The 22,054-nt window shown below is 45.0% G+C and carries 22 protein-coding genes and 1 pseudogene; 16 read left to right on the top strand and 7 right to left on the bottom strand.

Translation table 11 applies throughout. The annotated features are described in order from the left end of the window. Positions 1-4 precede the first annotated feature (4 nt). The 3 genes and pseudogenes from fdhD (at position 5) to BuS5_RS20530 (ending at position 1,763) form a co-directional block, all read left to right on the top strand. Complete coding sequence (fdhD, locus tag BuS5_RS13120; protein WP_051375001.1) at positions 5-802, top strand: formate dehydrogenase accessory sulfurtransferase FdhD; 798 nt, start codon at positions 5-7, stop codon at positions 800-802. A gap of 160 nt (positions 803-962) precedes the next feature. Then, positions 963-1,421, top strand: a pseudogene (locus BuS5_RS13115) (transposase); the annotation flags it as partial. A gap of 171 nt (positions 1,422-1,592) precedes the next feature. Then, positions 1,593-1,763 (top strand): integrase core domain-containing protein, encoded by a 171-nt coding sequence (locus BuS5_RS20530; protein ID WP_084446153.1) that lies wholly within the window; start codon positions 1,593-1,595, stop codon positions 1,761-1,763. A gap of 256 nt (positions 1,764-2,019) precedes the next feature. Here the strand turns inward: BuS5_RS20530 and BuS5_RS13110 are convergent, their stop codons facing one another. Continuing rightward, positions 2,020-3,690: an NAD+ synthase gene (locus BuS5_RS13110; protein ID WP_027353869.1), complete on the bottom strand. Its 1,671-nt coding sequence runs from the start codon at positions 3,688-3,690 to the stop codon at positions 2,020-2,022. Positions 3,691-3,699: 9 nt separating this feature from the next. After that, positions 3,700-4,632: a radical SAM protein gene (locus BuS5_RS13105; RefSeq protein WP_027353870.1), complete on the bottom strand. Its 933-nt coding sequence runs from the start codon at positions 4,630-4,632 to the stop codon at positions 3,700-3,702. A gap of 200 nt (positions 4,633-4,832) precedes the next feature. Between BuS5_RS13105 and BuS5_RS13100 the strand changes: the two genes are divergently transcribed. From BuS5_RS13100 to BuS5_RS13060, 9 genes are all read left to right on the top strand, one after another. Next, positions 4,833-5,756, top strand: a complete 924-nt coding sequence (locus BuS5_RS13100) for a DUF4037 domain-containing protein (protein ID WP_027353871.1) — start codon at positions 4,833-4,835, stop codon at positions 5,754-5,756. Between the two features lie 18 nt (positions 5,757-5,774). Then, entirely contained in the window at positions 5,775-6,701 is a 927-nt protein-coding gene (locus tag BuS5_RS13095; protein WP_027353872.1) for an NAD-dependent epimerase/dehydratase family protein, read from the top strand. 25 nt (positions 6,702-6,726) lie between these two features. Next, complete coding sequence (locus BuS5_RS13090; RefSeq protein WP_027353873.1) at positions 6,727-7,020, top strand: hypothetical protein; 294 nt, start codon at positions 6,727-6,729, stop codon at positions 7,018-7,020. Then, a complete protein-coding gene (locus BuS5_RS13085) occupies positions 7,017-7,817 on the top strand; it encodes an alpha/beta hydrolase (protein WP_035265347.1) in 801 nt (266 codons plus the stop codon). Before BuS5_RS13090 ends, BuS5_RS13085 begins: the two co-directional genes overlap by 4 nt. 30 nt (positions 7,818-7,847) lie before the next feature. After that, entirely contained in the window at positions 7,848-9,269 is a 1,422-nt protein-coding gene (lpdA, locus tag BuS5_RS13080) for a dihydrolipoyl dehydrogenase (protein ID WP_027353875.1), read from the top strand. Continuing rightward, positions 9,269-10,513 carry a NupC/NupG family nucleoside CNT transporter gene (locus tag BuS5_RS13075; protein WP_232223045.1) on the top strand — a complete coding sequence of 415 codons (1,245 nt, stop codon included), beginning with the start codon at positions 9,269-9,271 and terminating at the stop codon, positions 10,511-10,513. Before lpdA ends, BuS5_RS13075 begins: the two co-directional genes overlap by 1 nt. A 154-nt stretch (positions 10,514-10,667) precedes the next feature. Continuing rightward, complete coding sequence (locus BuS5_RS13070; protein ID WP_051374763.1) at positions 10,668-11,723, top strand: histone deacetylase family protein; 1,056 nt, start codon at positions 10,668-10,670, stop codon at positions 11,721-11,723. A gap of 5 nt (positions 11,724-11,728) precedes the next feature. Then, complete coding sequence (gene prsR, locus BuS5_RS13065; protein ID WP_035265358.1) at positions 11,729-13,105, top strand: PEP-CTERM-box response regulator transcription factor; 1,377 nt, start codon at positions 11,729-11,731, stop codon at positions 13,103-13,105. 358 nt (positions 13,106-13,463) lie between these two features. Then, positions 13,464-13,667 carry a type II toxin-antitoxin system VapB family antitoxin gene (locus BuS5_RS13060; RefSeq protein WP_027353879.1) on the top strand — a complete coding sequence of 68 codons (204 nt, stop codon included), beginning with the start codon at positions 13,464-13,466 and terminating at the stop codon, positions 13,665-13,667. 117 nt (positions 13,668-13,784) lie between these two features. On the opposite strand, the gene BuS5_RS13055 is transcribed toward BuS5_RS13060, so the two are convergent. Further along, complete coding sequence (locus BuS5_RS13055) at positions 13,785-14,186, bottom strand: type II toxin-antitoxin system VapC family toxin (protein ID WP_035265350.1); 402 nt, start codon at positions 14,184-14,186, stop codon at positions 13,785-13,787. Between the two features lie 3 nt (positions 14,187-14,189). Continuing rightward, on the bottom strand, positions 14,190-14,420 hold the full coding sequence (locus BuS5_RS13050; RefSeq protein WP_027353881.1) for a type II toxin-antitoxin system Phd/YefM family antitoxin: 231 nt from the start codon (positions 14,418-14,420) through the stop codon (positions 14,190-14,192). 273 nt (positions 14,421-14,693) lie between these two features. Between BuS5_RS13050 and BuS5_RS13045 the strand changes: the two genes are divergently transcribed. After that, the gene (locus BuS5_RS13045; protein ID WP_027353882.1) at positions 14,694-15,896 is read left to right on the top strand and encodes an ATP-binding protein; all 1,203 of its coding nucleotides are present in this window, start codon (positions 14,694-14,696) and stop codon (positions 15,894-15,896) included. Positions 15,897-16,362: 466 nt separating this feature from the next. After that, positions 16,363-16,902: a PEP-CTERM sorting domain-containing protein gene (locus tag BuS5_RS13040; RefSeq protein WP_027353883.1), complete on the top strand. Its 540-nt coding sequence runs from the start codon at positions 16,363-16,365 to the stop codon at positions 16,900-16,902. Between the two features lie 147 nt (positions 16,903-17,049). Here the strand turns inward: BuS5_RS13040 and prsK are convergent, their stop codons facing one another. From prsK to BuS5_RS13025, 3 genes are all read right to left on the bottom strand, one after another. Continuing rightward, complete coding sequence (prsK, locus tag BuS5_RS13035) at positions 17,050-19,137, bottom strand: XrtA/PEP-CTERM system histidine kinase PrsK (protein ID WP_027353884.1); 2,088 nt, start codon at positions 19,135-19,137, stop codon at positions 17,050-17,052. A gap of 135 nt (positions 19,138-19,272) precedes the next feature. Continuing rightward, entirely contained in the window at positions 19,273-20,631 is a 1,359-nt protein-coding gene (locus BuS5_RS13030) for an aminotransferase class I/II-fold pyridoxal phosphate-dependent enzyme (RefSeq protein ID WP_198012242.1), read from the bottom strand. Between the two features lie 18 nt (positions 20,632-20,649). Then, positions 20,650-20,973 (bottom strand): DUF134 domain-containing protein, encoded by a 324-nt coding sequence (locus BuS5_RS13025; protein WP_051374764.1) that lies wholly within the window; start codon positions 20,971-20,973, stop codon positions 20,650-20,652. A 270-nt stretch (positions 20,974-21,243) separates the two neighbouring features. On the opposite strand from BuS5_RS13025, the gene BuS5_RS13020 reads away from it, so the two are divergent. After that, positions 21,244-21,504, top strand: a complete 261-nt coding sequence (locus BuS5_RS13020) for an FmdB family zinc ribbon protein (protein WP_027353886.1) — start codon at positions 21,244-21,246, stop codon at positions 21,502-21,504. A gap of 1 nt (position 21,505) precedes the next feature. Continuing rightward, entirely contained in the window at positions 21,506-22,051 is a 546-nt protein-coding gene (locus BuS5_RS13015; protein WP_027353887.1) for a NifB/NifX family molybdenum-iron cluster-binding protein, read from the top strand. Positions 22,052-22,054: the final 3 nt, after the last annotated feature.

The raw sequence follows: 22,054 nt of genomic DNA, 5'->3' as shown, positions 1-22,054 counted from the left end.
AGTCTTGAAGAGTTTTTTAGAACAAAAGATAATTTGCTGGAATACAGAGTCGGAAATTTCCACGGTTAATGATATTATTGTCGAGGAACCATTGTCTATTCGTGTGCAGGGCAGTCCTTACGCGATTGTAATGCGTACGCCCGGCGATGAGATTGAACATGCGGCCGGCTTTTGTCTTGCTGAAGGGGTTATTGATACTCTTGATGATTTTATATCCATAGCATTCTGCGATGAAGATGATACAAATGTTGTTGCAGTTACTCTCAACCAAAAAAGAAGAAAACTAATATCACAGATTCTTGAAAGACGCGGCTTTATAAGTCAGACTAGTTGCGGACTTTGCGGCAAGGAGATTGTGGAGGATCTGTATCAGGAAATTCGTCCCATTTCTGAAGATATTGTTATAAACAGGACAAAGGCGCTGAGCTGCCTGGAAGATTTATCTAAACATCAACCCCTGCGCGCCAGGACAAAAGCTTCCCATGCCGCAGCTTTTTACAGCTCTGATCTTGAATTTCTTTCTGCTGCAGAGGATGTTGGACGGCACAATGCACTTGATAAAGCAGTAGGAAAACTTTTTTTGAAAGAGATGCTTGGCAACGCTTCTGTTTTAACCCTCTCTTCCCGCATAAGCTATGAACTGGTACAAAAGGCGGCGCAGGCAAGGATACCGGTAATTTTAGCGATTTCCAGACCAACCTCTCTGGCGGTTCAACTTGCGTTTCAGCTTAATATAACACTTGCATGCCTTGCGCCGGGGAACGGTTTATATATCTTCAATCATGCTAATCGTCTGGTCTAAGGGGACACAGATGCACTTTGCGCGAACCCTTAGCCAGCCGCTTTAACATATCCTCCCGATCCCTCTCATTTATGAATATTTTTCGACGCTCAATTCTACTCATTATGATGTATAGTGGACCCCAAAAATGCGACAATATGTTATGGTGTAATTCTAAACAAAACGGATACAGCGCCTGATGCGCATAATGGGAATCCAGTCCATAGCGCCTAAACCTGATACGAGTGCTCCTCGCAAAGAGCACAAAATATACCCCTACCTGCTGAAGGGAATGAAAATAACGAAACCGGATCAGGTCTGATGTTCGGATATTACCTATATTCGTATGCCTGGCGGTTTTGTTTATCTGACGGCTGTTATGGACTAGCACAGCCGCTATGTACTTTCCTGGGAAGTGTCAACAACGATGGATGACGTTTTCTGCGTAAACGCATTGCAGAGCGCCATCCGACGTTTTGGCAAACCGGATATTTTCAATACCGATCAGGGTTCCCAATACACCGGCAATGACTTTACCGGCGTGTTAAAACAGCATCAAATCCGGATTAGCATGGATGGCAAGGGGCGTTGTATGGATAATATCTTCATAGAGCGTTTATGGCGTTCTGTAAAATATGAAGAAATATAGGCATCCTTCAAATTTAGTTTGCACTTTAGTCGAAAACCCTGGGCTGGTATGTGGCGCCCTTTCAGGGCTAAAATGCTTACTCCATCAAATTCATTATAATCAGTAAATAGTTAATATAATCAAATATCGTTTTCAAAAAGTGTAAACTACTTTTTATGGTTTATGAAGGATACCGAAATATACATCAAGGAATATTCGAATGTCAAAGATCTAATAAATGCATTGAAGCAATATTTTGAATTTTATAATTTTGAACGGCCTCATCAATCGCTGAATAGAAACACTCCCGCAGAGATATATTTTGGTGAATTAGCCATTCAGCGTGCGGCATAAGTTATGAACATATTAATATTAAATTTTAATAGTACGTTAACGATATATGGAAAAGTTATCAACATTTTATCAACAAGTTATGAACATTTTAAGCTGATATTATTATCTATTAAATCAACAAGTTAAATTACTTATGAACATTTTTATGGCGCATATAAACATATTTCATTTTTTTGTTTATTTTTTTGTTGATATCAATAATGGCACACCTTAACAAAACATAAAATCTGTCCTTGACTTTGGGTCCACTTTAACTTTATGCCTTTACTCCTGTCTCATAGTACTTTTGCGCTATGGGATATCTTCGTCCATATCCGAATGCCTTGGATGTGATTTTCAGGCCGGGCGCGGCCTGTTGTCTTTTGTATTCGCTAAGGGTTACCTTTTTAATAATCTTTTCAACTATTTTTCTGTCAAAACCGCTTTTAACAAGTTCATCCGCGCTTTTCAAATCTTCGATATACCCCTTTAGCACGGGATCTATGATTTCATACGGTGGAAGATCGTCTTGATCGGTTTGCGAATCCTTAAGTTCCGCTGAAGGGGCTTTGTCAATAATTCGTGCCGGGATATGCTCTTTATCCCTGTTAATAAATTTCGCAATATCATAAACCATTGTTTTCGGCACATCGGAAATAACTGCCAGACCTCCGTTCATATCACCGTATAGAGTGCAATATCCTAAGCCGCATTCTGATTTATTTCCGGTTGTCAGGAGAATAGAGCCATGCTTGTTGGACAATCCCATCAGGATTGTGCCGCGTATTCTGGCCTGCAGGTTCTGTTCAGTTACATCGGGATTATTCTTGTCGAAATCAGGAGAGATGTATTTTAAAAATTCCTTAAACATCCCGTTTATCGGGATTATTTTCTGTTTTATCCCCAGGTTTGCAGCCAATTCTTCCGTATCTTCATAATTATCTTTTGATGTATACTCCGAAGGCATAAAAATTAGAGATACATTTTGGCGGCCCAGCGCCTTTACCGCGACGTATGCCGTTAAGGCGGAATCAATCCCGCCGCTTAAACCGATAACCGCCTGGCTGAATCCGCATTTGCTTACATAATCTCTTGTTCCGGAGACAAGGGCTTTTAATACAGATTCTTCATCAGAGCTTGAAACCGGATGGATATTATCCCGATACGATTCAGCATCGTTCTGACTGTCAAGATCAAAAACCACAAGATCTTCAGTAAAATCACCGGCTCGCGCCGCCATCTGTCCGTATTTGTCAAAAGCTGCGCTGGATCCGTCAAAAATCAGGCTGTCATTGCCTCCGGTCTGGTTGGCGTAGATTAAAGGAATCTTATATTTAGAGGCAATTGAGCTGAGCAGATTCCATCTCAATTCTTTTTTGCTGATAACAAAAGGAGAGGCGGATATGTTGATGATTAAATCAGCGCCTTGCTCTACCAGAATGGCGACAGGATCTTTTTGATAGAATCGCTTTTGAATCAAGCTGCTGTCATTCCAAATATCTTCACAAATTGTAAGCCCTATTCTGGATCCCTTATATAAAAAAATTGAATGCTCCCGCCAGGGCTGGAAATATCTTCTTTCATCAAAAACATCATAAGTGGGTAGCAGCCTTTTATGAGCCTTGTACAAAAGCTTGCCGTTTTCAAAAAGAGCGGCTGAGTTATAGAGCGGGTTTCCGTTTTTGCAAAGACTGTAATCTGAAAAACCGCAAATAAGGCCGATACCTTTTATGGAATTTATAAGCTTGTTTAGATGTTCGATATTTGCATCGACAAATTCTTTTCTCTCAAGCAGATCCCGGGGCGGGTAGCCTGATATAACCAGTTCGGAAAATACAACCAGGTCGCAGTCAAGATCCATGGCTCTTGCTGCATACTCCTTAATTTTATGGCAATTATATTTAAAATCCCCGATTATAGGATTAATCTGTGCAATAGCTATCTTCATTTAAACTCATCATAACAGAAAATCGTATTTCTGCTCCTCCAAACGGGTAATGCCCGCCTCTTCAGCATCCTTAAGGGCTGTTTCAAACTCTTTTTTACGTATGTGAACTGCAAGCGCAGGTATTTTAAAGGATGTGCCGCAGGGCCTGTACTGGGGCATTATATTTACATAACTTTGGGGAGATATTTCGTTTGCGATGAATTTCATAATCCTGGGTGTATCTGCAAGCCCTTTCGGCAGGGCAAGATGCCTGATCAGCAGACCCCGTTCAGCCAGGCCTGCTTCATTGATAACAAGATCTCCCACCTGCCTGTGCATTTCAATAATCGCCTTGCGCGCAGCTTCAGGATAATTTTTTGCATTGCATGTCAGTTTTGCTGTTTCCGGATTCCAGAATTTAAAATCCGGCATATATATATCGATAATATCTTCAAGAAGTTTAAGCGCTTTGATGCTGTCATAGGCGCTTGTATCATAAACCAGGGGTATCTTTAAACCTTTTGCTATGGCAATTTTGAGAGCGGAAAGAATCTGCGGAACAACGTGGGACGGTGTAACAAAACTGATATTATGACAACCATTGTTTTGCAGAGAAATCATCATTTCGGCCAGCTCATTATCTGAAACTTCTTTGCCTGCTGTTTTATGGGTTATATGATAATTCTGACAAAAATTGCAGAGCAGGCTGCAAGACGCAAAAAAAATGGTGCCTGAACCTTTGGTTCCCCTTAACGGCAGCTCTTCTCCAAAGTGTGGGAGATATGTCACAACCCGTGCCCTGGCCCCTGTTTTGCAAGTGCCTTTTTCAGAAGCGTAGCGATCGACCTCGCATCCCCTGGGGCAGAGGGTGCAGTTACGCAAGGCTTCATTAGCCTCTTCTATTTTTTGGTTCAGCAATCCGCTGTTACAGGTTTTGATATAAGCCGGTTCAAAAAGAGTCATATCTGATAGCCTCGTGTAATAATATCAAACAAGTTTTATAACTTTTATCACTTTTATGGATGGGAAGCAAGGATATGTCATGGCTATGGAGCAGATTCAGTCTGTTGAATAAATCTGTAATAGATGATAATAATTTTATGAAAGACTGCTTGTTTTAATTTAATTTAATCTAATTTTTAACCTTAACCGAGGAATGCTATATGAAAGGATTAAAGCTCTCCGAAGAATATTACAAATCTTGCGGGGCTCCCATGATAAGGGAAAAATTCCCTGAATTCGAGCATATGATTGCCACAGGCCTTGTGGGGGATGGCTCCGAATGTTATGGGCTTGACGATAAAATATCAAAAGACCACGACTGGGGTCCTGGTTTTTGCATCTGGCTTAATGATGAAAATTTTCGAGCAATAGGCTCGGATCTGCAACGGGAATATGACAATCTTCCGGATAGCTTCCATGGATTCAAAAGATTAATGAGCAAGTGGGGCGGCGGCAGGGTAGGGGTGTTTACAATAGATGAGTTTTACGTAAAATTTATCGGAATCGTTCAGGCACCTGGTTCCCTTGATGACTGGCTTTATCTTCCGGAGAATAATCTTGCAAAATGCACCAACGGCAAGGTCTTTTCAGATCCGTCCGGGGAATTTTCCCGGATAAGGGAAAAGTTGCTTGAATTTTACCCGGAGGATGTCAGGCTTGTCAAGGTCGCGGCAAGGTGCATGACTGCGGCCCAGGCAGGGCAGTATAATTATATAAGATCGATCAAGCGCAAGGAATATTTCGCGGCCCTATACTCTGAAACCAAGTTCTGTGCAGATATCATTTCTCTTGTTTTCCTTTTGAACAGAAGTTATACTCCATACTATAAATGGTGCCATCGGGCAGTGCGAAAGCTTCCTGTCCTGGGGGAATTTATCTATCAAAAAATCAATGAGCTGGTGCAAAACCACGACCCGGCGCTTAAAAACAGGATTATCGAAGAGATAGGCGCGGGAGTTGTCAAAGAATTACAGAATCAAGATTTAAGTCATTCAGGGAGTAATTTTCTTCTGGATCACGGTCCGGTAATCCACGACAAGATAAGTGATGATAACCTGAGACAGCGCGATGTATGGGCGGGATAATATTATCGGGAGGCAAAAGTGAAAAATATTCTAATTATCGGGGGTAGTTATTTTGCCGGCCGGATTCTTGTGGAAGAGCTGCTCCAAAGAAAAAATTATAATATATATGTTTATAATAGAGGCAATATGCCCTTTAACAGGGGTGATGTGACGGAACTGGTCGGAGACCGTAATGATGAGCAGAGAATTAAAGAGGTCATCCCGGATCTGGACTGGGATGCCTTGATTGATTTCTGCGCCTATACACCGGATCAGATAGAAAAAATGATCAGAGCGGTTCCCGGAAATATTGGGCATTATATCTTCATCAGCACGACAACTGTAAATGAAAACGTACTCGATCTGCCCATCAAGGAGGATGCCCCAAAACTTGCAGGTATTCAGCCCGAATTGGGCCAGTATGCAGACTACGGATACAACAAATGGCTGTCCGAGTGTAAACTTAAAATAGAATGCGGGCGAAACGGGATTCCATATACCTCACTGCGGCCGGCAATAATTTTCGGGGAATATAATTATGCTCCCCGTGAGACATATTTTTTTGATCTTATAAGGGATAATAAACGTATTTTTTTACCTGATAATGAACTTGGCCTTTTCAGTTTTGTTTGGGTAGTTGATCTGGCTAAAATTATTGAGAAATCCATTGGAAATGAAAAGGTTTTTAATCAGGCCTTTAATGTTGCCGGAGAGGAACTTGTTTCTTATAAACGCCTTATGGAAGTATTTAAGGAAGTTTGCGGAAAAAATATTAAGACATCAAAGATGAGCATTGAATTGATCAATCAAAAGGGGATCCCCTTACCATTTCCCCTTGACAGTCATCTTGTATATTCAGGCAGGAAGATTGAAAAAACATTAGGCTTTGAATATACGCCTTTTGTGGCAGGCATGAAAAAGACTTACGAATATTATCAGCTTGTGCAGCAAGCCCAATCGCAATAACAGGTCGCAATAACGGAGAAATAGCGTGAACATAAATAGTGATAAAGAAAAATGGATTTTTGTTGTGATTCAGAATGCCGGCGCAGATGAACTGGTTGTAGGTATGCACGACCAGGAGTCAGGAATTGATTTCATCCCCGCTTTTAAGGAAAAGGAAGAAGCCGCAGAGTGTTTTATCAACATGCCGCGGGAAGCGGGCAACAGATATGAGGTTCAGGCGATGATCCTGGAAGACCTTGAGAATTACGCTTCCAAAAACAATTTCATGATTTTTTTTCTGGATAAACAAGGAAAGATACTGGATAGGGTCAAGCCATGAAAGATTTATCAGATATAGATTATACTTATTTTGACAGGCCGGAGATCCTTTCCCGTTTATTTTATCCCCGGGAAGAAATCCATCCATCCAAACCAGGCCGGGCTGAGGATATGCTGATACCTGTGGAAGACGGTTTTTTAATAGGAGCGCGGTTTCATCATGCCGACAAAGAGGCGCCGGTTATCCTCTATTTTCATGGTAATGGCGAGATTGTGTCGGATTATGATGATCTTGGCCCTTTATATCTTGACAGGGGGATAAATTTTCTGCCTGTCGATTACAGGGGTTACGGTCTTTCAACCGGTATGCCCACTGTAACCGGCATGATGCGCGATGCGCATATTATTTTTGAATTTGTTAAAAACCGGCTTAAAGAGAACTTCTTTACAGGACCTTTGTTCATAATGGGAAGATCGCTCGGAAGCGCATCAGCGCTTGAAATAGCCGCACATTATGAAGACCTGATAGACGGGCTGATTATAGAGAGCGGCTTTGCCTATGCCCTGCCGCTGTTGAGAATTCTGGGCGTTGACGTGGACCGCCTGGGTATTGCGGAAAAAAACGGCATGCGCAATATTGATAAGGCCGCCGGATTTAAAAAACCATTCCTTGTCATACATGCCGAATTCGATCATATAATTCCCTTTAGTGACGGCAAGGCTCTCTTTGACTCCTCTCCTTCAACAAAAAAAAATATGCTCATGATACCCGGCGCTAACCATAACTCAATCTTTGCGGCAGGCTTCGAAGATTATATGCAGGCAATACAGGAATTCACCGCTTTAGCACGTATTTGATAACCTTCCTTATTTCTAAGGATTTAATTCATGACTTCCAGAATTACAATTATAGGAGCAGGGCCCGGGGGCTATGCGGCCGCTCTTCGTGCTGCACGGCTGGGAGCAAAAGTTTCGCTGGTGGAAAGAGACCAGATTGGAGGCACATGTTTACACAGGGGCTGCATACCATCTAAAACCATGAAAACCGCAGCCGAGATATTCGAAAATTTAGGCCGGGCAAAAGAGTTCGGAATAAATTGTAAAAATTCTCCGTCGCTGGATATCAGGCGTTTGATGGGAAAAAAAGATAGAGTAATTCAAACACTGAACCATGGTATGCGCGGGCAGTTAAAGGAGCAGAATGTTACCATCCTTAAAGGTGAAGGATTTGTAAACAAACATGGACTGGTTAGTGTAAGGCACGGGGATGGTTTAACTAAAGAAGTGCAATGGGACAGGCTTATTTTGTCAACCGGCTCTGAACCTGGGGGTATCCCTTCAATCCCCTATGACGGTGAGCGGATAATTTCCAGCGATGACATCCTTAATATTTCTGAAATACCTGATTCACTAATAATAGTAGGCGGCGGAGTGATCGGATGCGAGTTTGCCTCGATTTTTTCTGCCTTTGGTTCCAGGGTAACCATTGTGGAAGCTTTATCACGTCTGCTGCCCCTTTCAGCAGTCGATGATGCCTGTTCAAAAGTACTTCAAAGGGAAATGAAAAAGCGAAAAATTGCTGTTAACCTGAACAGCACCGTTGGAAAGGTGGATATTAAAGGAGAAAGGGCTATTGTAACAATAATTCCTGTAATATCTGAAAAAAATAGTGAAAAGAAAAATTTAAAGCCTGTTGAGCTGGAAATAGACAAGATTCTGATATGCACGGGTAGAAGATCGAACATAGCCGGTATGGGTTTTGGAAATATCGGCCTTGAGCTTGACAGCGGCGGATGGGTCTTTGTGGATCAACATATGCAGACAGGTGCGGAAGGAGTTTATGCTGTCGGAGATATGCTTGGGCCTGAAAAAGTGATGCTTGCCCATATGGCGTCTGCCGAAGGCCTTGTTGCCGCTGACAACTCAATGGGAAAAAAAACGGAAATTGATTACAGTGCTGTTCCAAATGCTATTTTCACAATCCCCGAGGTAGCCTGTGTTGGATTAACAGAGGCTCAGGCATGCGAGCGCGGTCTCAATAGCCGTGCGGATAGTATATTGTTCAGGACCCTGGGCAAGGCCCAGGCAATAGGTGAAATTGCGGGAGAGGCAAAGATTGTTTCCGATGTTGAAACCGGCCTGATTATAGGTGTTCATCTGATAGGATCACATGTTACAGATCTGATTGCCGAAGGAGCTTTGGCAGTTAAAAACGGTATAACACTTAAGGAACTTGCGGAGACAATTCATGCCCATCCCACAATTGCGGAAGTTATGGCGGATGTCGCACGCAAGGCTTTGGATGAGTAGTGATTATACAGAGTATGCTTGGTCTTGGGGCTTTTCTGTTTTTTGCCTGGATTCTTAGTGAGAACAGGAGCCGGATTTCTCTAAAAACCGTGATCGCCGGTGTAATAATGCAGATGGCTCTGGGCGCGGCGCTTTTAAAACTCCCTTTTTTCAAGGATATCTTTCTTGTTTTAAACAGATTGGTTGCAGCCCTTGAAGAATCGACAATCGCCGGAACCTCATTTGTGTTTGGTTATCTTGGAGGCGGAGAACTTCCCTTTGTTGAAAAAATTCAGGGAGCAAGCTTTATATTGGCATTTAAGGCTCTCCCCCTTGTTCTTGTGATGAGCGCTCTATCCGCGCTGTTGTTTTACTGGAAGGTGCTGCCTTTGGTTGTTAAGGGCTTTAATACATTTTTACAAAAAACCATGGGGCTTGGCGGCGCCGAAGGTTTGGGTGTATCTGCCAATATATTTGTGGGCATGATAGAATCTCCTCTTTTTATACGCCCATATCTCAAGGATATGAGCAGAAGCGAAATTTTTACCCTTATGACCAGCGGTATGGCAACCATAGCCGGCACTGTTATGGTGCTTTATGCGAGTATCCTCAGCAGTATTATACCTGACATTATGGGGCATATCCTGATCGCCTCCATTATCAGCGTCCCTGCGGCAATCACTATATCAAAAATAATGATACCTGAAACCGGGGAATCGACTTCCGGTGAAATGGTTATATCGGAAAAAGCTTTAAGTTCCATGGATGCTCTTACTAAAGGAACTATCCAGGGAATACAGCTCCTTATTAATATTATAGCCATGCTCATAGTATTGGTTGCCCTGGTTCATCTTGTTAATATTATTGCAGGCCTTTTACCATCTATCGGGGGTGAGCCGGTTACTTTGCAGCGGTTGCTCGGTTATATCATGGCACCGGTGGTATGGTTGATGGGTATCCCCTGGGATGAGGCTTTTACTGCCGGAGCGCTTATGGGAAACAAGACTATTTTAAATGAATTCATTGCCTATGTTGAGATGAGCCGACTCCCCGAAGGGGTTTTGAATCATAGGAGTCTGCTTATAATGACATATGCCATGTGCGGTTTTGCAAATCCCGGAAGTTTGGGCATCATGATCGGAGGCATGGGAACCATGGTTCCTGAAAAACGGAATGAAATTGTTTCCCTCGGTTTACGGTCCATAGTAGCCGGCACACTCTCAACCTGTATGACCGGCGCTGTTGTGGGGATAATCGGGGTATAACATTTGACTCTCTTATTAATTAGTATCAACTTATATAATAGACTTTAAGATAAAGATTTTGGGAAGGCCAGAGGGAGGAAGGCGTATTATAATACTCCGACCACCGATAACGCACCCAAAATTTTTATCTTAAAGTCTATAGGAGTAAAAGATTATGAAAACAGGCATTGTTAAAGATAAGCGATATTTGGAACATAGAACCGGAGATTTCCATCCTGAAACCCATAAACGGCTTAAGGTAATCTATGAAATGCTTGAAGAAGTCGATATGGCCGGTAAGTTTGTTGAAGTGCCGGTACGAAGAGCTGAAAGGGATGAACTCCTTATGATCCATTCTGGGCGATATGTTGATCTGGTTGCGGCTACAGATGGAAAGCCGCATTGTTCGCTTGACCCTGACACTTCCACATCTCCGGGTTCATATGAAGCTGCCCTGCTGGCTGCCGGCGGGCTTTGTCAGGCTATTTCGATGGTGATATCGGGGGAACTTGATAATGCCTTTGCTCTTGTGAGACCTCCGGGACACCATGCCGAAAGAGACCGGGCAATGGGCTTTTGCCTCTTTAATAATGTGGCCATAGGCGCCAGGTATGCCAAGGAATCTCACAACCTGAAGCGTATTCTGATTGTGGACTGGGATCTTCATCACGGCAATGGAACCCAGCATTCATTCGAAGAGGACGATTCCATCCTTTATTTTTCAACCCACCAGTATCCATTTTATCCTGGTAGCGGTGCTTTTGAACAGGCAGGGAAGGGGAAGGGGGAAGGTTTTACTGTCAATGTGCCTTTGCCGGCAGGTTATGGTGACGGGGAGTATCTGGAGATTTTTGAAAAAATATTAAAACCAGTAGCCCTTGAATTCGAGCCGGAATTGATTCTTGTCTCGGCCGGTATTGATATTTATATGGATGATCCTCTTGGAGGTATGCGCGTAACCCCTGGTGGTTTTGCGGGACTGACCAGGTCGGTTATGGATATCAGTAACGAATGCTGCGATGGTAAATTTGTTATCACTCTTGAAGGCGGATACAATCTCCAGGGACTCAGTGATTCTGTAAAAGAAATTTTAAAGGAGATGGCCGGCCTTGCAACTATCGATAAAGGTTTAATACTGGGCAGGGCCGATCAAAATAGGCTGGACAGGTTAATAAAACATGTGGCGCGGGTACATGGCGGATCCTGGAAGGGTCTTATTGCCTCTCCTTGAAAATTATGAAAAAAAAGCTCCTTGTGATTGAAGATGAAAAATCGGTAGCCAAACAGCTCAGGTGGGGTCTGGGAAAGGAATATGAAATCACTATTGCATCCGGCGCTGCTAAGGCAAGGCCGCTGCTTGCTTCCGGCGTTTTTCCGGTAGCCACCCTGGACCTCGGCCTGCCGCCCTATCCGGACACCCCCCGGCAGGGTTTTGAACTACTCGGAGAAATATCTTCCCTTTCCCCCCATACCCGGGTGATTGTCATAACCGGCAATGCTGAGGAAGAAAACGCGGTGAAGGCCATTGCGCTGGGAGCTGCCGATTTTTGCGCAAAACCGATTGATTTAAAGATATTAAAGATCATTCTTTCCCGTACGTTTAAAATCTATCAACTGGAAGAGACCAATCGCCTGCTCCAGCAGCAAAGCATCCAGGGCGGATCTCTGTTCGGCATGATAGGTATTTCTCCGGCCATGGGAAAAATTTTTGAAATTATCAGATACATCAGCAAAACAGATTATCCGGTTCTGATAACCGGCAGCACGGGGACAGGCAAGGAGATGGCGGCTCATGCGGTGCATAGCCTGAGTCAGAGAGCCGAAAAACCCCTGGTCATAATTAACTGCGGTGCGATTCCGGAAAATCTGCTGGAAAGTGAGCTCTTCGGTCACGAGAAAGGGGCCTTTACCGGGGCGGTCGGCCGTAAAATCGGAAAGTTTGAACAGGCCGACCAGGGTACAATCTTTCTGGATGAGATTGGGGAGCTGCCCCTGCTCCTGCAGGTGAAGCTTCTGCGTTTTCTGCAGGAATCCACCATTGAACGGCTGGGAGGAACAAAAACAATTACCCTGGATACGCGGATTATATCTGCCACAAATATCAAACTGGAAGAGGCCTTCAAACAAGGAACTTTTCGGGAAGACCTCTTTTATCGCCTGAATGTCATGAACTTGAAACTCCCCGATCTGCATGAACGACAGGAAGATATCCTGCTGCTGGCGCATAACTTCCTGCTGGAGGAGACTCGAAAACTGCAGCGGGGGCGGACATTTTTTTCACCGGAAGCTATTGCCGCCTTGACCGCCCATGACTGGCCGGGCAATGTCCGTGAACTACAGAACCGCATCCGCCGTGCCCTTGGCACCACCATGGATCGGGTTATCACTCCCGTTGCCCTGGGACTCGAAGAGAAATCCGTAGAACAGGAAGAACAGAAACTGCCCACCTTGAAAGATGCCCGCGAGACTGCGGAGAAAAATGCTGTCCGCCGGGCACTGGCCCTTAGCGGCAACAACATCACCCGGGCCGCCAAACTCCTCGAAATAAGCCGCCCGACCTTGCACGATCTTTTGAAAAAACATGGAATAAGGGTTCGCTTAAAAATAAATTAGCAATTTTAAGTGTTGAGGCGCCTGGCTGGCAAGGCGCGAAAGCGCAGGAATATCAAGATATTTCTGCGCTTTCGGAACGTAGCCAGGCGGGATGCATCGGCGCTTAAAATGTAAAGTTATTTTTGAGCGAGCCCTAAGCATAACTAAATGAAAATTTATGGGTATCCTTCATTTGTCCGTTGAAACTTTTGAAACAACAACCATGGGACACAGATGCACAGAGATAAACACAGATAGGTTTATTTTTTAAAAAAGTGTAAAGTACTTTTGAAGTGATATGAAGGATCCGATTTTACATTGACACTTATTAAATGTGTATATTATACAATAAGCATACACACAGGTACGAGGAGGAAGTATGCGAACCAATATTGTTATAGACGACGATCTTATGAAGGAGGCAATGACACTCAGTCTCTTAAAAACAAAAAAAGATGTTGTTGAAACCAGCCTGAAATTATTAGTTCAAATAAAAAAGCAGGAACGTCTGAAAAATTTACGTGGAAAACTAAAATGGGATGATAAGGAATCAAGCGCCTTAATCTCATTGATTTCCTTTTGAAACCGGCCGGCAGCATATAACATCTCACCTTTTATATGTTGCTTTCTGCCTGGTTCCCGTTACCATGCTCCATACATGAAAACGTATACAGAACTTACATCAACGCTGCTATCGCTTTCAGCCGTCTATTATTTTAACATCGTATTGCCGGTATTGATGATCACAGGTAATTACCGTTAAATTCTCTGTAACAGCCTGGGCAATCAACAGCCTGTCGAATGGATCTTTATGGTAATCCGGCAGTTTTTCAACCTGCAGGACATGGGCAAAATGTACCGGCATAACTTCCATGTAACTTATTTCGAGACGTTTGGTTATATAAAGGGAAGGAGATAGAGGCAGTCTGAGTTTTTTTAAATTGTACTTGATGATAATCTCCCAGGCACTGACAACGGAAAAGAAAATCACGGTTTCCGCATTTTTAATCAGCTCAAGGGTCTGACCGGCAAGTCGATCGGGCTCAATATGCCACCACAGCCAACAGTGCGTATCAATCAGGTAATCCGTAGAATTATGCATAATCTATTCAAAAAATGACTGCAGTGTTTCCGGTAAGGCCGCATCAAAATCATCGGCCACCCATGCTTTACCTTTATCGATTCCCGGCTTGCGTTTGGCAAAATTTTGTTTAGCCGGAACCAGTCTGGCAACCGGTTTACCCGATTTTGCAATAACTATTTCTTCGCCATGGCTAACCCTGACTAATAAACGGGATAATTGGGTTTTGGCTTCGTGTGTATTCACTGTCAGCATATCCGTCAATCTCCTTTTTACCTTGCGATGATCATCAAGTTAAATATATTATGAACTAAGTTCGAAACTAAGTCAAGTATATATTCAGTGACCGTTCGCGGTTGTCCGTTCACAGTTAACGGTTGAAAAACATAGCAAAATTTGACTTTTAAACTGGAAATCGACTGATAACCGTGAACAGCTATGAATTAAATAAGGTGTCTTCCGGAATCAATTTATGCATATTTAAATTTTAAATTGCATTTTACATAAAAGTAAGCTACTGTAAAAACCATGGAAATTCTTGACCGTACCCTGGAATCAGTCTTTATTAACAGCGCCCGCCATTATCCGGTAGTTACTGTGACAGGCCCACGCCAGAGCGGCAAGACCACCTTGTGCCGCAAGGTTTTTGCCGAAAAAAAATATGTCAGCCTGGAAAATATGGATACCAGGATCTTTGCCAGGGAAGACCCGCGTGGTTTCCTGGCCGGCCTGCCGGACGGCGCCATCCTCGACGAAATTCAGCATGTACCGGAACTTTCTTCCTACATCCAGACATTAGTAGATGAAGATCAACGTAACGGCCTCTTTATCCTCACCGGCAGTCAGCAATTTGAGGTGGCCACTACAATCAATCAGTCTCTGGCCGGACGCACAGCTCTCCTTAAATTATTGCCGTTTTCTCTCAATGAGCTCGGTCACCATCAAGAGGGTGTCAGCCTCAACGGACTATTGCTTACCGGTTTCTACCCTCGCATCTGGCGTGAAGGGTTATCGCCGGCTCGGGCCATGGCCGACTATATCGAAACCTATGTGGAGCGGGATATTCGTCAGCTGGCAGCCGTGAAGGATTTAACTCTTTTTCAGCGTTTTACCACCCTGTGTGCCGGCCGGGTGGGGCAATTACTTAACCTTAACAGCCTGGCGGCTGACTGCGGTATCTCCCACCAGACGGCTCGTAACTGGTTAATCCTGCTGGAGGCAAGCTATATCGTCTTCCGGCTGCCGCCTTATTTTGCCAAGATCGCAAAAAGACTGGTAAAGTCGCCTAAACTTTACTTTTATGATGTCGGCCTTGCCGCCAATCTCCTCGGCCTGGAAAGCGAACTCCACGTTAGCCGGGATCCATTACGCGGAAATCTTTTTGAAAATCTGGTGGTGATGGAGGCGCTTAAGTATCGATTGCACAGCGGCCGCCGCAGTAACCTTCACTTTTATCGTGACAGTAATGGTAATGAGGTGGATTTGCTGCTCAACTATGGTCCTGATCTTTTCCCAGTGGAAATCAAGGCCGGGATGACGCTGAACAGGGATTATTTCAAGGGATTACGAGCTGTTGCCAGGCTTTTTGATCTTCCACTAGGGGCAGGCCTGCTCTATGCTGGTGAAGAACGGCAGCAACGTCAAGGCATTTTCGTTCGACCAGCCAGGGGAATTCACCTCCTGCTGGCAGAGATGGAAAATCAGTTTGACTTGAAGCAAAATACTCACTAAAAAAGGCAGAGCCTTGTGGTATGCATTCCCAGGCAGAGCCTGGGAACGAGGCGAAAAGCAACATTTTCTCGTTCCCACGCTCCAGCGTGGGAATGCATACCATATGAGATTCCCACGCTGGAGCATGGGAACCAGGCAAAACATTCCTCGCCAAACTGTAAAATATTCCGACACAATTCTGAAAAGCTTTTTCCATTCAATTTTCCATTTTTTTTATAAAAATAGTGTGAACTATTGCAATTACAAGCTTCTAAGTGATTGTATCGCAAAAAAAGGCATGGATTGCGGCTTCCTATAACTGTCGGATTTTTTTACAATGGCCGGGCCGCAGGCGGGCTAAAGATTGAAAAGATGTTGAATTTCAAACACTTATGCAAGTGGCATAATAGTTGCTATATAAACTTAAGTAAGAAACAAATGGGTTTAATAATTATTTTTTTAATCTTTTAATTAGGGAGGTAGAGAAATGAAAAAGTTTTTAATGTTTTTGTGTGCCATGATGTTGGTTTTTGGGATGGTGGGAACTGCGAGTGCTATTTCGTATACAGATACATATGATGCAGGTCACCTTTACATGAGGGGCTCCTTGTGGGGTTATAATGACAGTGTTTCGTGGACATTTGATATCACCGATGACGGTTTTAATCCAGTTACACAGGATGTCACATCTGCGTCGGTCGAACTCAACTTACAAGATGATAGTGGCTGGGACTTTTGGGAATGGGCGGCTCTTGATGTCGGGACAAATTCCTTCTCGTGGGAAGTTGACACAGGTGATGTTAGTTTCACGATTACGTCGCTAATGACATTAAGTAATACTGGCACCGTTGATGCCACTCTCACTGCGACATTTGGTGATTTCTATTTCAACAGCGCAACACTTACCGCTGAAGGAACAGAGCCCGGCGTTGCCCCCGTACCAGAACCCTCTACAATCCTGCTCATGGGCGTAGGACTTCTCGGTCTGGTGGGCTACAGCCGCAAGCGTTTCAGCAAAAAAAGTTAAACAGGTTTTAACAGTATTATAAAAATCAGATATAGTTTCATAAAAATCCTCCGGTGTTGACCGGGGGATTTTTTTTATTGCATTTTGTCTGTGTCCGTCCGTGTGGGTCTGTGGCTAATCATGCCATCCTGTAAAATGTTCCGACACCTACAAAAATAACGGAAGTCTCACCACAAACCGTGCACCACCTTCCAGCCTGTTTTCAGCCGAAACACTGCCCCCCAGCCCGGCAACCAATCTTTTGACCTGCCAAAGACCAATACCGCTGCCACCGTCCTTATCGGTCTTAAAGGGTTCAAACAGGGCATCGGGCAATAGTTCTTCCGCGATTCCAGGGCCGTTATCGATAATTACCACAACCGCCTGTCCGGTGTCATCATTACTGCCGGTACTGATCTGCGCAACAGTCCCTTCTCCCCGCGCCTCAAAAGCATTTAGCAGCAGATTTTCCAGGATGGAGAAGAGAAGCTCCGGATCGGTATTTACCTGCATTTCGCTTTTACATTCAACAGTTATTTCCATTGATGAAAGTTTTTTTTTCAGCCTGATGCGGCAATTCCGTAAAAATTGGCCAAGTTCAAGGTTCTGCAGCACCGGTGTGATCTCATCTTTCAATGTCCCCAGGCGCTGCTCCACACGGCCCATTCTTCTTAAAGCGTCGTCCAACACTTCCAGCATGTCCTGCTGGAACTCAGGCTCATGTACATGCTCCGGTGCGTTTTCTCGCACCAGGGAGAGCATGGTGGCAGCATTTTTGATATCGTGGAGTACGAAGGCTGACAATTGGTTCCAGGCCAGCTGCTCCCGGGTGTGAGCCAGTTTCTCGGCCATGCGTACGGCCAGCAGGGCCGAGGCCGTCTGGCTGCCAATGACGGTGAGCAGGTCAAAATCATCATAGCCGTATTGTCCGCCGGTAAACTCCGGCCCTAGACCGATCAGCCCGACAAGATGATTGCCGATAGAAATGGGAGCAATGAGTATCAGATTCAGGGAGGTCAGGAAGGCCTTCTTGCTTTTCATGACTTTTTGCCATTCCGGATCCGGTTCTTTCTCTTTAACGTGAAAATGGGAATGGGTTGTGATAAATCGCACCAGTGGATCATTTGAAGTGATACATTTTTTATTAGTCCGGGTTCCAGGTTTTTTAGATGAAGAAACCAATTTGTACCCTTGGGACGAATCCCCAAACCAGATAAAAATTTTAGTGGTATAAAGACTCTTCGCCAGAACCTGGCGCAGGGCATTAACAACATCGGCCTCGATCATGGCACCCTGGAGCTGCTGCGAAAGGGCCAGCCACTCATCCCGGTATTCGTATTTGTTGATATAGAAGTGGGTGCTGATAAAAAAGTGGACCCGGCGGCGTATTTTCCCGGAGAAGGCAAAAATACCGGCAGCAACAAACCCCAGAGCAACAAACAGCCACTTCAGGACAAAGGACATCTGAAGCCCGAAGGTGCGCATAATCAGGGAGACCATCCCGAAACCTAAAAGATAGGCGGCAAGAAGGGAAGGAACAACAAAGGAATAGACCACCTTTCTGGAAATAAAGATCTTGCGGTTCAGCAGCCGGTGACGGGCCACTGCATAGGACATCAAAATCCAGCCAAAAAGCAAAAGCGCCGCTAACAGCAAAAAATGTTTCGGAGCAATGGCCAGGCATGTTAGACGATAGGAGGCACTCCAGGCCAGGGCTCCACAGACCAGGTAGCTGGCGACCATCAGGAACTTGTACTCCCAGCGTCGCGCAACATTGAGGGCGCGCCAAAACTGCTCAAGACGCCAGGCAGCGTAAAGAACCGCCATCATGATAAAGGCCGTCGAAAAATAGACAGGGCTGTAAATGTGGAAAATCAGTATTGAATCGGATATTTCGACCACAGAGCGGTAGACCAGGAAGTAACCGGCCGCTGCCGTCACCACCGCCCCAAAAAGCATTTCACGCAAGAAATTAAGCCGTGACGCACGCACGGTTGCGACCGTTGCATCGCGGAAGCGCAGGGCCATGGAGAGCCATATAAGGGCAAAGACGATTTCGGAAAAAAGTACTACCTTAACTGCCTGAGTCTCCATGTGACAGGCAAGATAGAGATATTCTCCGGCAAGCAGAGGCAAAATCAGCAGGGTTTGAACCAGCGCGAGGGAAAAGCGCCGCTCACCACTATCCAGGCGAATGCCTGAAAGTCCTGAGAGTAATAGCAATAAATTCAGTGTATAGAAGAAGGGGATCAACATGAAGGGAAGTTATATAGATTTCCACATAAATAATTTCACTGCATTATCGGTCGTCGGAGTAGGGGTTCAAGATTTTGAACCCCTACCCCCTCTGGCCTTGTGCCAAATTTTAAAATCAGATTGTTATCTGACAATCTATAGGAAGTTAAAAATTTTTTTAACAGCCTCCACCAGGGCATCAGGTTCCCGAACAAGGGCAAATCGGACAAAGCCTTCGCCCCTTTTTCCGAACCCTCTTCCAGGGGCCAGACAGACTCCGGTCTCTTTGGCCAGGTTTACTGTAAAATCAAAAGAATCGGTCAGCCCTGAAGGGAGACGTGTCCAGACGTACATGCTTGCCTGGGGCAGGGATGTCTGCCAGCCGGATTTGTTGAGCGTGTCAACCAGCACATTCCGGCGGGTTTCGAATAGAGCGGCGGCCTTGAGGGTTGCGGCACGGGGCTGAGTTATGGCGGCAATAGCGGCCTGCTGAATTCCGAAGTACTGATTAAAATCTATAGCTCCCTTAACCCTTGCCAGCGCTTGCACAGCATCCTGATTACCTGCGGCCCAGCCTATCCTGAAACCTCCCATGTGGTAGCTCTTGCTACATGAATATAACTCTACGGCAATATCGATTCCTCCAGGCTGTGCAAGAACCGACGGCGCTTTGTAATCACCGTAAACCATATCAACATAGGGGAAATCGTGAATCAGCAGGATGTCGTAAGAGAGACAGAAATCTATAGCTTCCTGCAGAAAAGCGGCAGGAGCTACTGCAGCAGTGGGATTGTTCGGGTATGAGATAATCATTGCTCTGGCATTCTCTGCTGTTTCAGACGGAATTGCTGTAAGATCCGGAAGAAACATGTTCTCTTCCAGCAGAGGCATAACAACCTGTTTCAATCCGGCCACGGAAGTGGCGCCGAAATAAGAAGGGTACCCAGGATCCGGGGCTAAAACCTGATCTCCAGGATCTGTCACGGCAAATAAAAGGTGTCCAAAACCTTCCTGTGAGCCGATCAGGGTAATTATATTTTTTTCAGGATCGAGGTTTATGCTGTAGCGTTTATTTAACTGAACAGTTGCCGCATTACGCAGAGGTTGTGTGCATGCATGGAGACAGTATCCGTGTGTTTCGGAAAGCCTTGTTGCCCGGCGTAAAACTTTCATGGCCGCTTCAGGCGCCGGCAGGTCGCTCGATCCAATAGAGAGATCGATAAGTTCCAGTCTTTTTTGGCGGGCTTCATCAATGGCCGCATCCATTATACTAAACATGCTTGCGGGCATCCGTTTGGTTCTTTCGGATGCCCATTTATTGTTGTTCATTAATGCTCTCAATTTATCTTTTGCAACTGCCTTGGCCGGAGCCCTTATTAGAACACCGTCCCTGTCCTTTGCCCTGTCCTGATCCTTTTTTGCACCCGCCTTGCGGTGATGGAGATTTCCCTGCTCCGGAGCAGCCGCCCCGGCCGCCTCCGCTTTTTGGGCCCTGACCCTGCGGGCCTGTTCCATTTATTTTAGGCATAATGTTCACCTCCTTCCTCTTCGTCTGCGAAGCTTCGTTCCGTGGTGCATTGTATATGTTCCCCCTTTTATCACAAGCGCCTTCCCGGTAACAAGCGCACCGGAAACTATTGACCGGGCCTCATTTAAAATCCTCCCGTATGTTTGACGCGATACATTCATTATCTTTGCGGCCGTTTCCTGGTCAAGACACTCAAAATCACTTAATCGTAAGGCTTCAAGCCCTTCTACAGGAAGAGTGGTTTCGCCTGTTTGAGGCATACCCCTGGGCACAAAAGCGTTTATGGAAGGGTAGCCTGATATGAATCTCGGTTTTTTAGGTCTCGGCATATAATTTTTTTAATGTCTATTTTTTTCAACCAGTTATTGACCAATTAATAAATGATCAATTGATTACAGATTAACAGCACGCGTCTGATTTGTCAAGTATTGTTCCGGGCGTATGCTCAATATGGATAGATCTGTTTTTTTATACCACTCTTTATGTGCTTTAGCTTAAAAAAACTTGACAATATAAGGTTGAGGTTTTAATTTGACCTTATGAGTATATGCTCATAACATCCCTAAGCTTTTTTATTATAATAAATCAGGAGGATTGTCATGCCGTTATTCGACTATTTGTGCCTGGACTGTGGAAAAGTCAGCGAGATCCTGGTTACCGATTCGGATAACCCGCCAGGCTGCTGCCATTGTGACAGCGCAAATCTTAAAAAATTACTCTCCGCACATTCTTCCATGTCCGGTGTTTCTAAAAACAGGGTTCCGGGCGCGGGTGACACGACATGCTGCGGATTGGCGCCCACCGAAGCCGGATGCGCGGGGCCGGGGAGTTGTTGTGGTATGAATAAACAGGAGGTATAAAATGAAGGTTGCAGTCAGTTCATCCGGAGATAATCTGGATTCCCAGATAGATCCCCGTTTTGGCAGAAGTGCATATTTTTTAATAGTAGAAACCGAGACTATGAATTATGAAACAATCAAGAATGAGACTACCAGTTTGACCAGCGGAGCCGGAATTCAAACCGCAAGCCTTGTAGCATCGCAAGGAATAACAGCCGTATTAACAGGTAATTGCGGGCCCAAGGCCGCCCAGGCCCTTGTTCAAGGCGGTATCGAGATAATTACGGGTCAGTCCGGTTCGGTTAGAGATGTGGTTCAGAATTATATTAAAGGTACTGCAATTTCAAAGCCGGAGGCGTTTGTGCCTGAAAAATCAGGCTTTGACAGAGTCGCCCAGATTGGAGGCTCAGGAAAACCTCAGCCCGCCGGCGGCGGTATGGGAGGTGGCCGTGGGATGGGTAGAGGCATAGGCGGCGGCGGTCGAGGAATGGGCGGCGGCGGAGGCAAAGGGATGGGAGGTGGCAGCGGAAAAGGAAGAGGCATGGGTGGCGGCGGTCGTCGCGGTTGAGAA

Origin of the sequence: Desulfosarcina sp. BuS5 (assembly GCF_028752835.1) — a bacterium.
GTDB lineage: Bacteria > Desulfobacterota > Desulfobacteria > Desulfobacterales > BuS5 > BuS5.
This window is presented reverse-complemented; position numbering and strand designations above follow the sequence as displayed.

What these genes read in the sequence shown, in the direction of transcription:
- prsK (WP_027353884.1), bottom strand. Translation starts at nt 19,137, where the DNA reads ATGTTGATCCCCTTCTTCTATACACTGAATTTATTGCTATTACTCTCA.
- BuS5_RS13100 (WP_027353871.1), top strand. Translation starts at nt 4,833, where the DNA reads ATGAAAGGATTAAAGCTCTCCGAAGAATATTACAAATCTTGCGGGGCT.
- lpdA (WP_027353875.1), top strand. Translation starts at nt 7,848, where the DNA reads ATGACTTCCAGAATTACAATTATAGGAGCAGGGCCCGGGGGCTATGCG.
- BuS5_RS13015 (WP_027353887.1), top strand. Translation starts at nt 21,506, where the DNA reads ATGAAGGTTGCAGTCAGTTCATCCGGAGATAATCTGGATTCCCAGATA.
- BuS5_RS13020 (WP_027353886.1), top strand. Translation starts at nt 21,244, where the DNA reads ATGCCGTTATTCGACTATTTGTGCCTGGACTGTGGAAAAGTCAGCGAG.
- BuS5_RS20530 (WP_084446153.1), top strand. Translation starts at nt 1,593, where the DNA reads ATGAAGGATACCGAAATATACATCAAGGAATATTCGAATGTCAAAGAT.
- BuS5_RS13070 (WP_051374763.1), top strand. Translation starts at nt 10,668, where the DNA reads ATGAAAACAGGCATTGTTAAAGATAAGCGATATTTGGAACATAGAACC.
- BuS5_RS13040 (WP_027353883.1), top strand. Translation starts at nt 16,363, where the DNA reads ATGAAAAAGTTTTTAATGTTTTTGTGTGCCATGATGTTGGTTTTTGGG.
- BuS5_RS13030 (WP_198012242.1), bottom strand. Translation starts at nt 20,631, where the DNA reads ATGGAACAGGCCCGCAGGGTCAGGGCCCAAAAAGCGGAGGCGGCCGGG.
- BuS5_RS13050 (WP_027353881.1), bottom strand. Translation starts at nt 14,420, where the DNA reads ATGCTGACAGTGAATACACACGAAGCCAAAACCCAATTATCCCGTTTA.
- BuS5_RS13055 (WP_035265350.1), bottom strand. Translation starts at nt 14,186, where the DNA reads ATGCATAATTCTACGGATTACCTGATTGATACGCACTGTTGGCTGTGG.
- prsR (WP_035265358.1), top strand. Translation starts at nt 11,729, where the DNA reads ATGAAAAAAAAGCTCCTTGTGATTGAAGATGAAAAATCGGTAGCCAAA.
- BuS5_RS13085 (WP_035265347.1), top strand. Translation starts at nt 7,017, where the DNA reads ATGAAAGATTTATCAGATATAGATTATACTTATTTTGACAGGCCGGAG.
- BuS5_RS13105 (WP_027353870.1), bottom strand. Translation starts at nt 4,632, where the DNA reads ATGACTCTTTTTGAACCGGCTTATATCAAAACCTGTAACAGCGGATTG.
- BuS5_RS13110 (WP_027353869.1), bottom strand. Translation starts at nt 3,690, where the DNA reads ATGAAGATAGCTATTGCACAGATTAATCCTATAATCGGGGATTTTAAA.
- BuS5_RS13045 (WP_027353882.1), top strand. Translation starts at nt 14,694, where the DNA reads ATGGAAATTCTTGACCGTACCCTGGAATCAGTCTTTATTAACAGCGCC.
- BuS5_RS13025 (WP_051374764.1), bottom strand. Translation starts at nt 20,973, where the DNA reads ATGCCGAGACCTAAAAAACCGAGATTCATATCAGGCTACCCTTCCATA.
- BuS5_RS13060 (WP_027353879.1), top strand. Translation starts at nt 13,464, where the DNA reads ATGCGAACCAATATTGTTATAGACGACGATCTTATGAAGGAGGCAATG.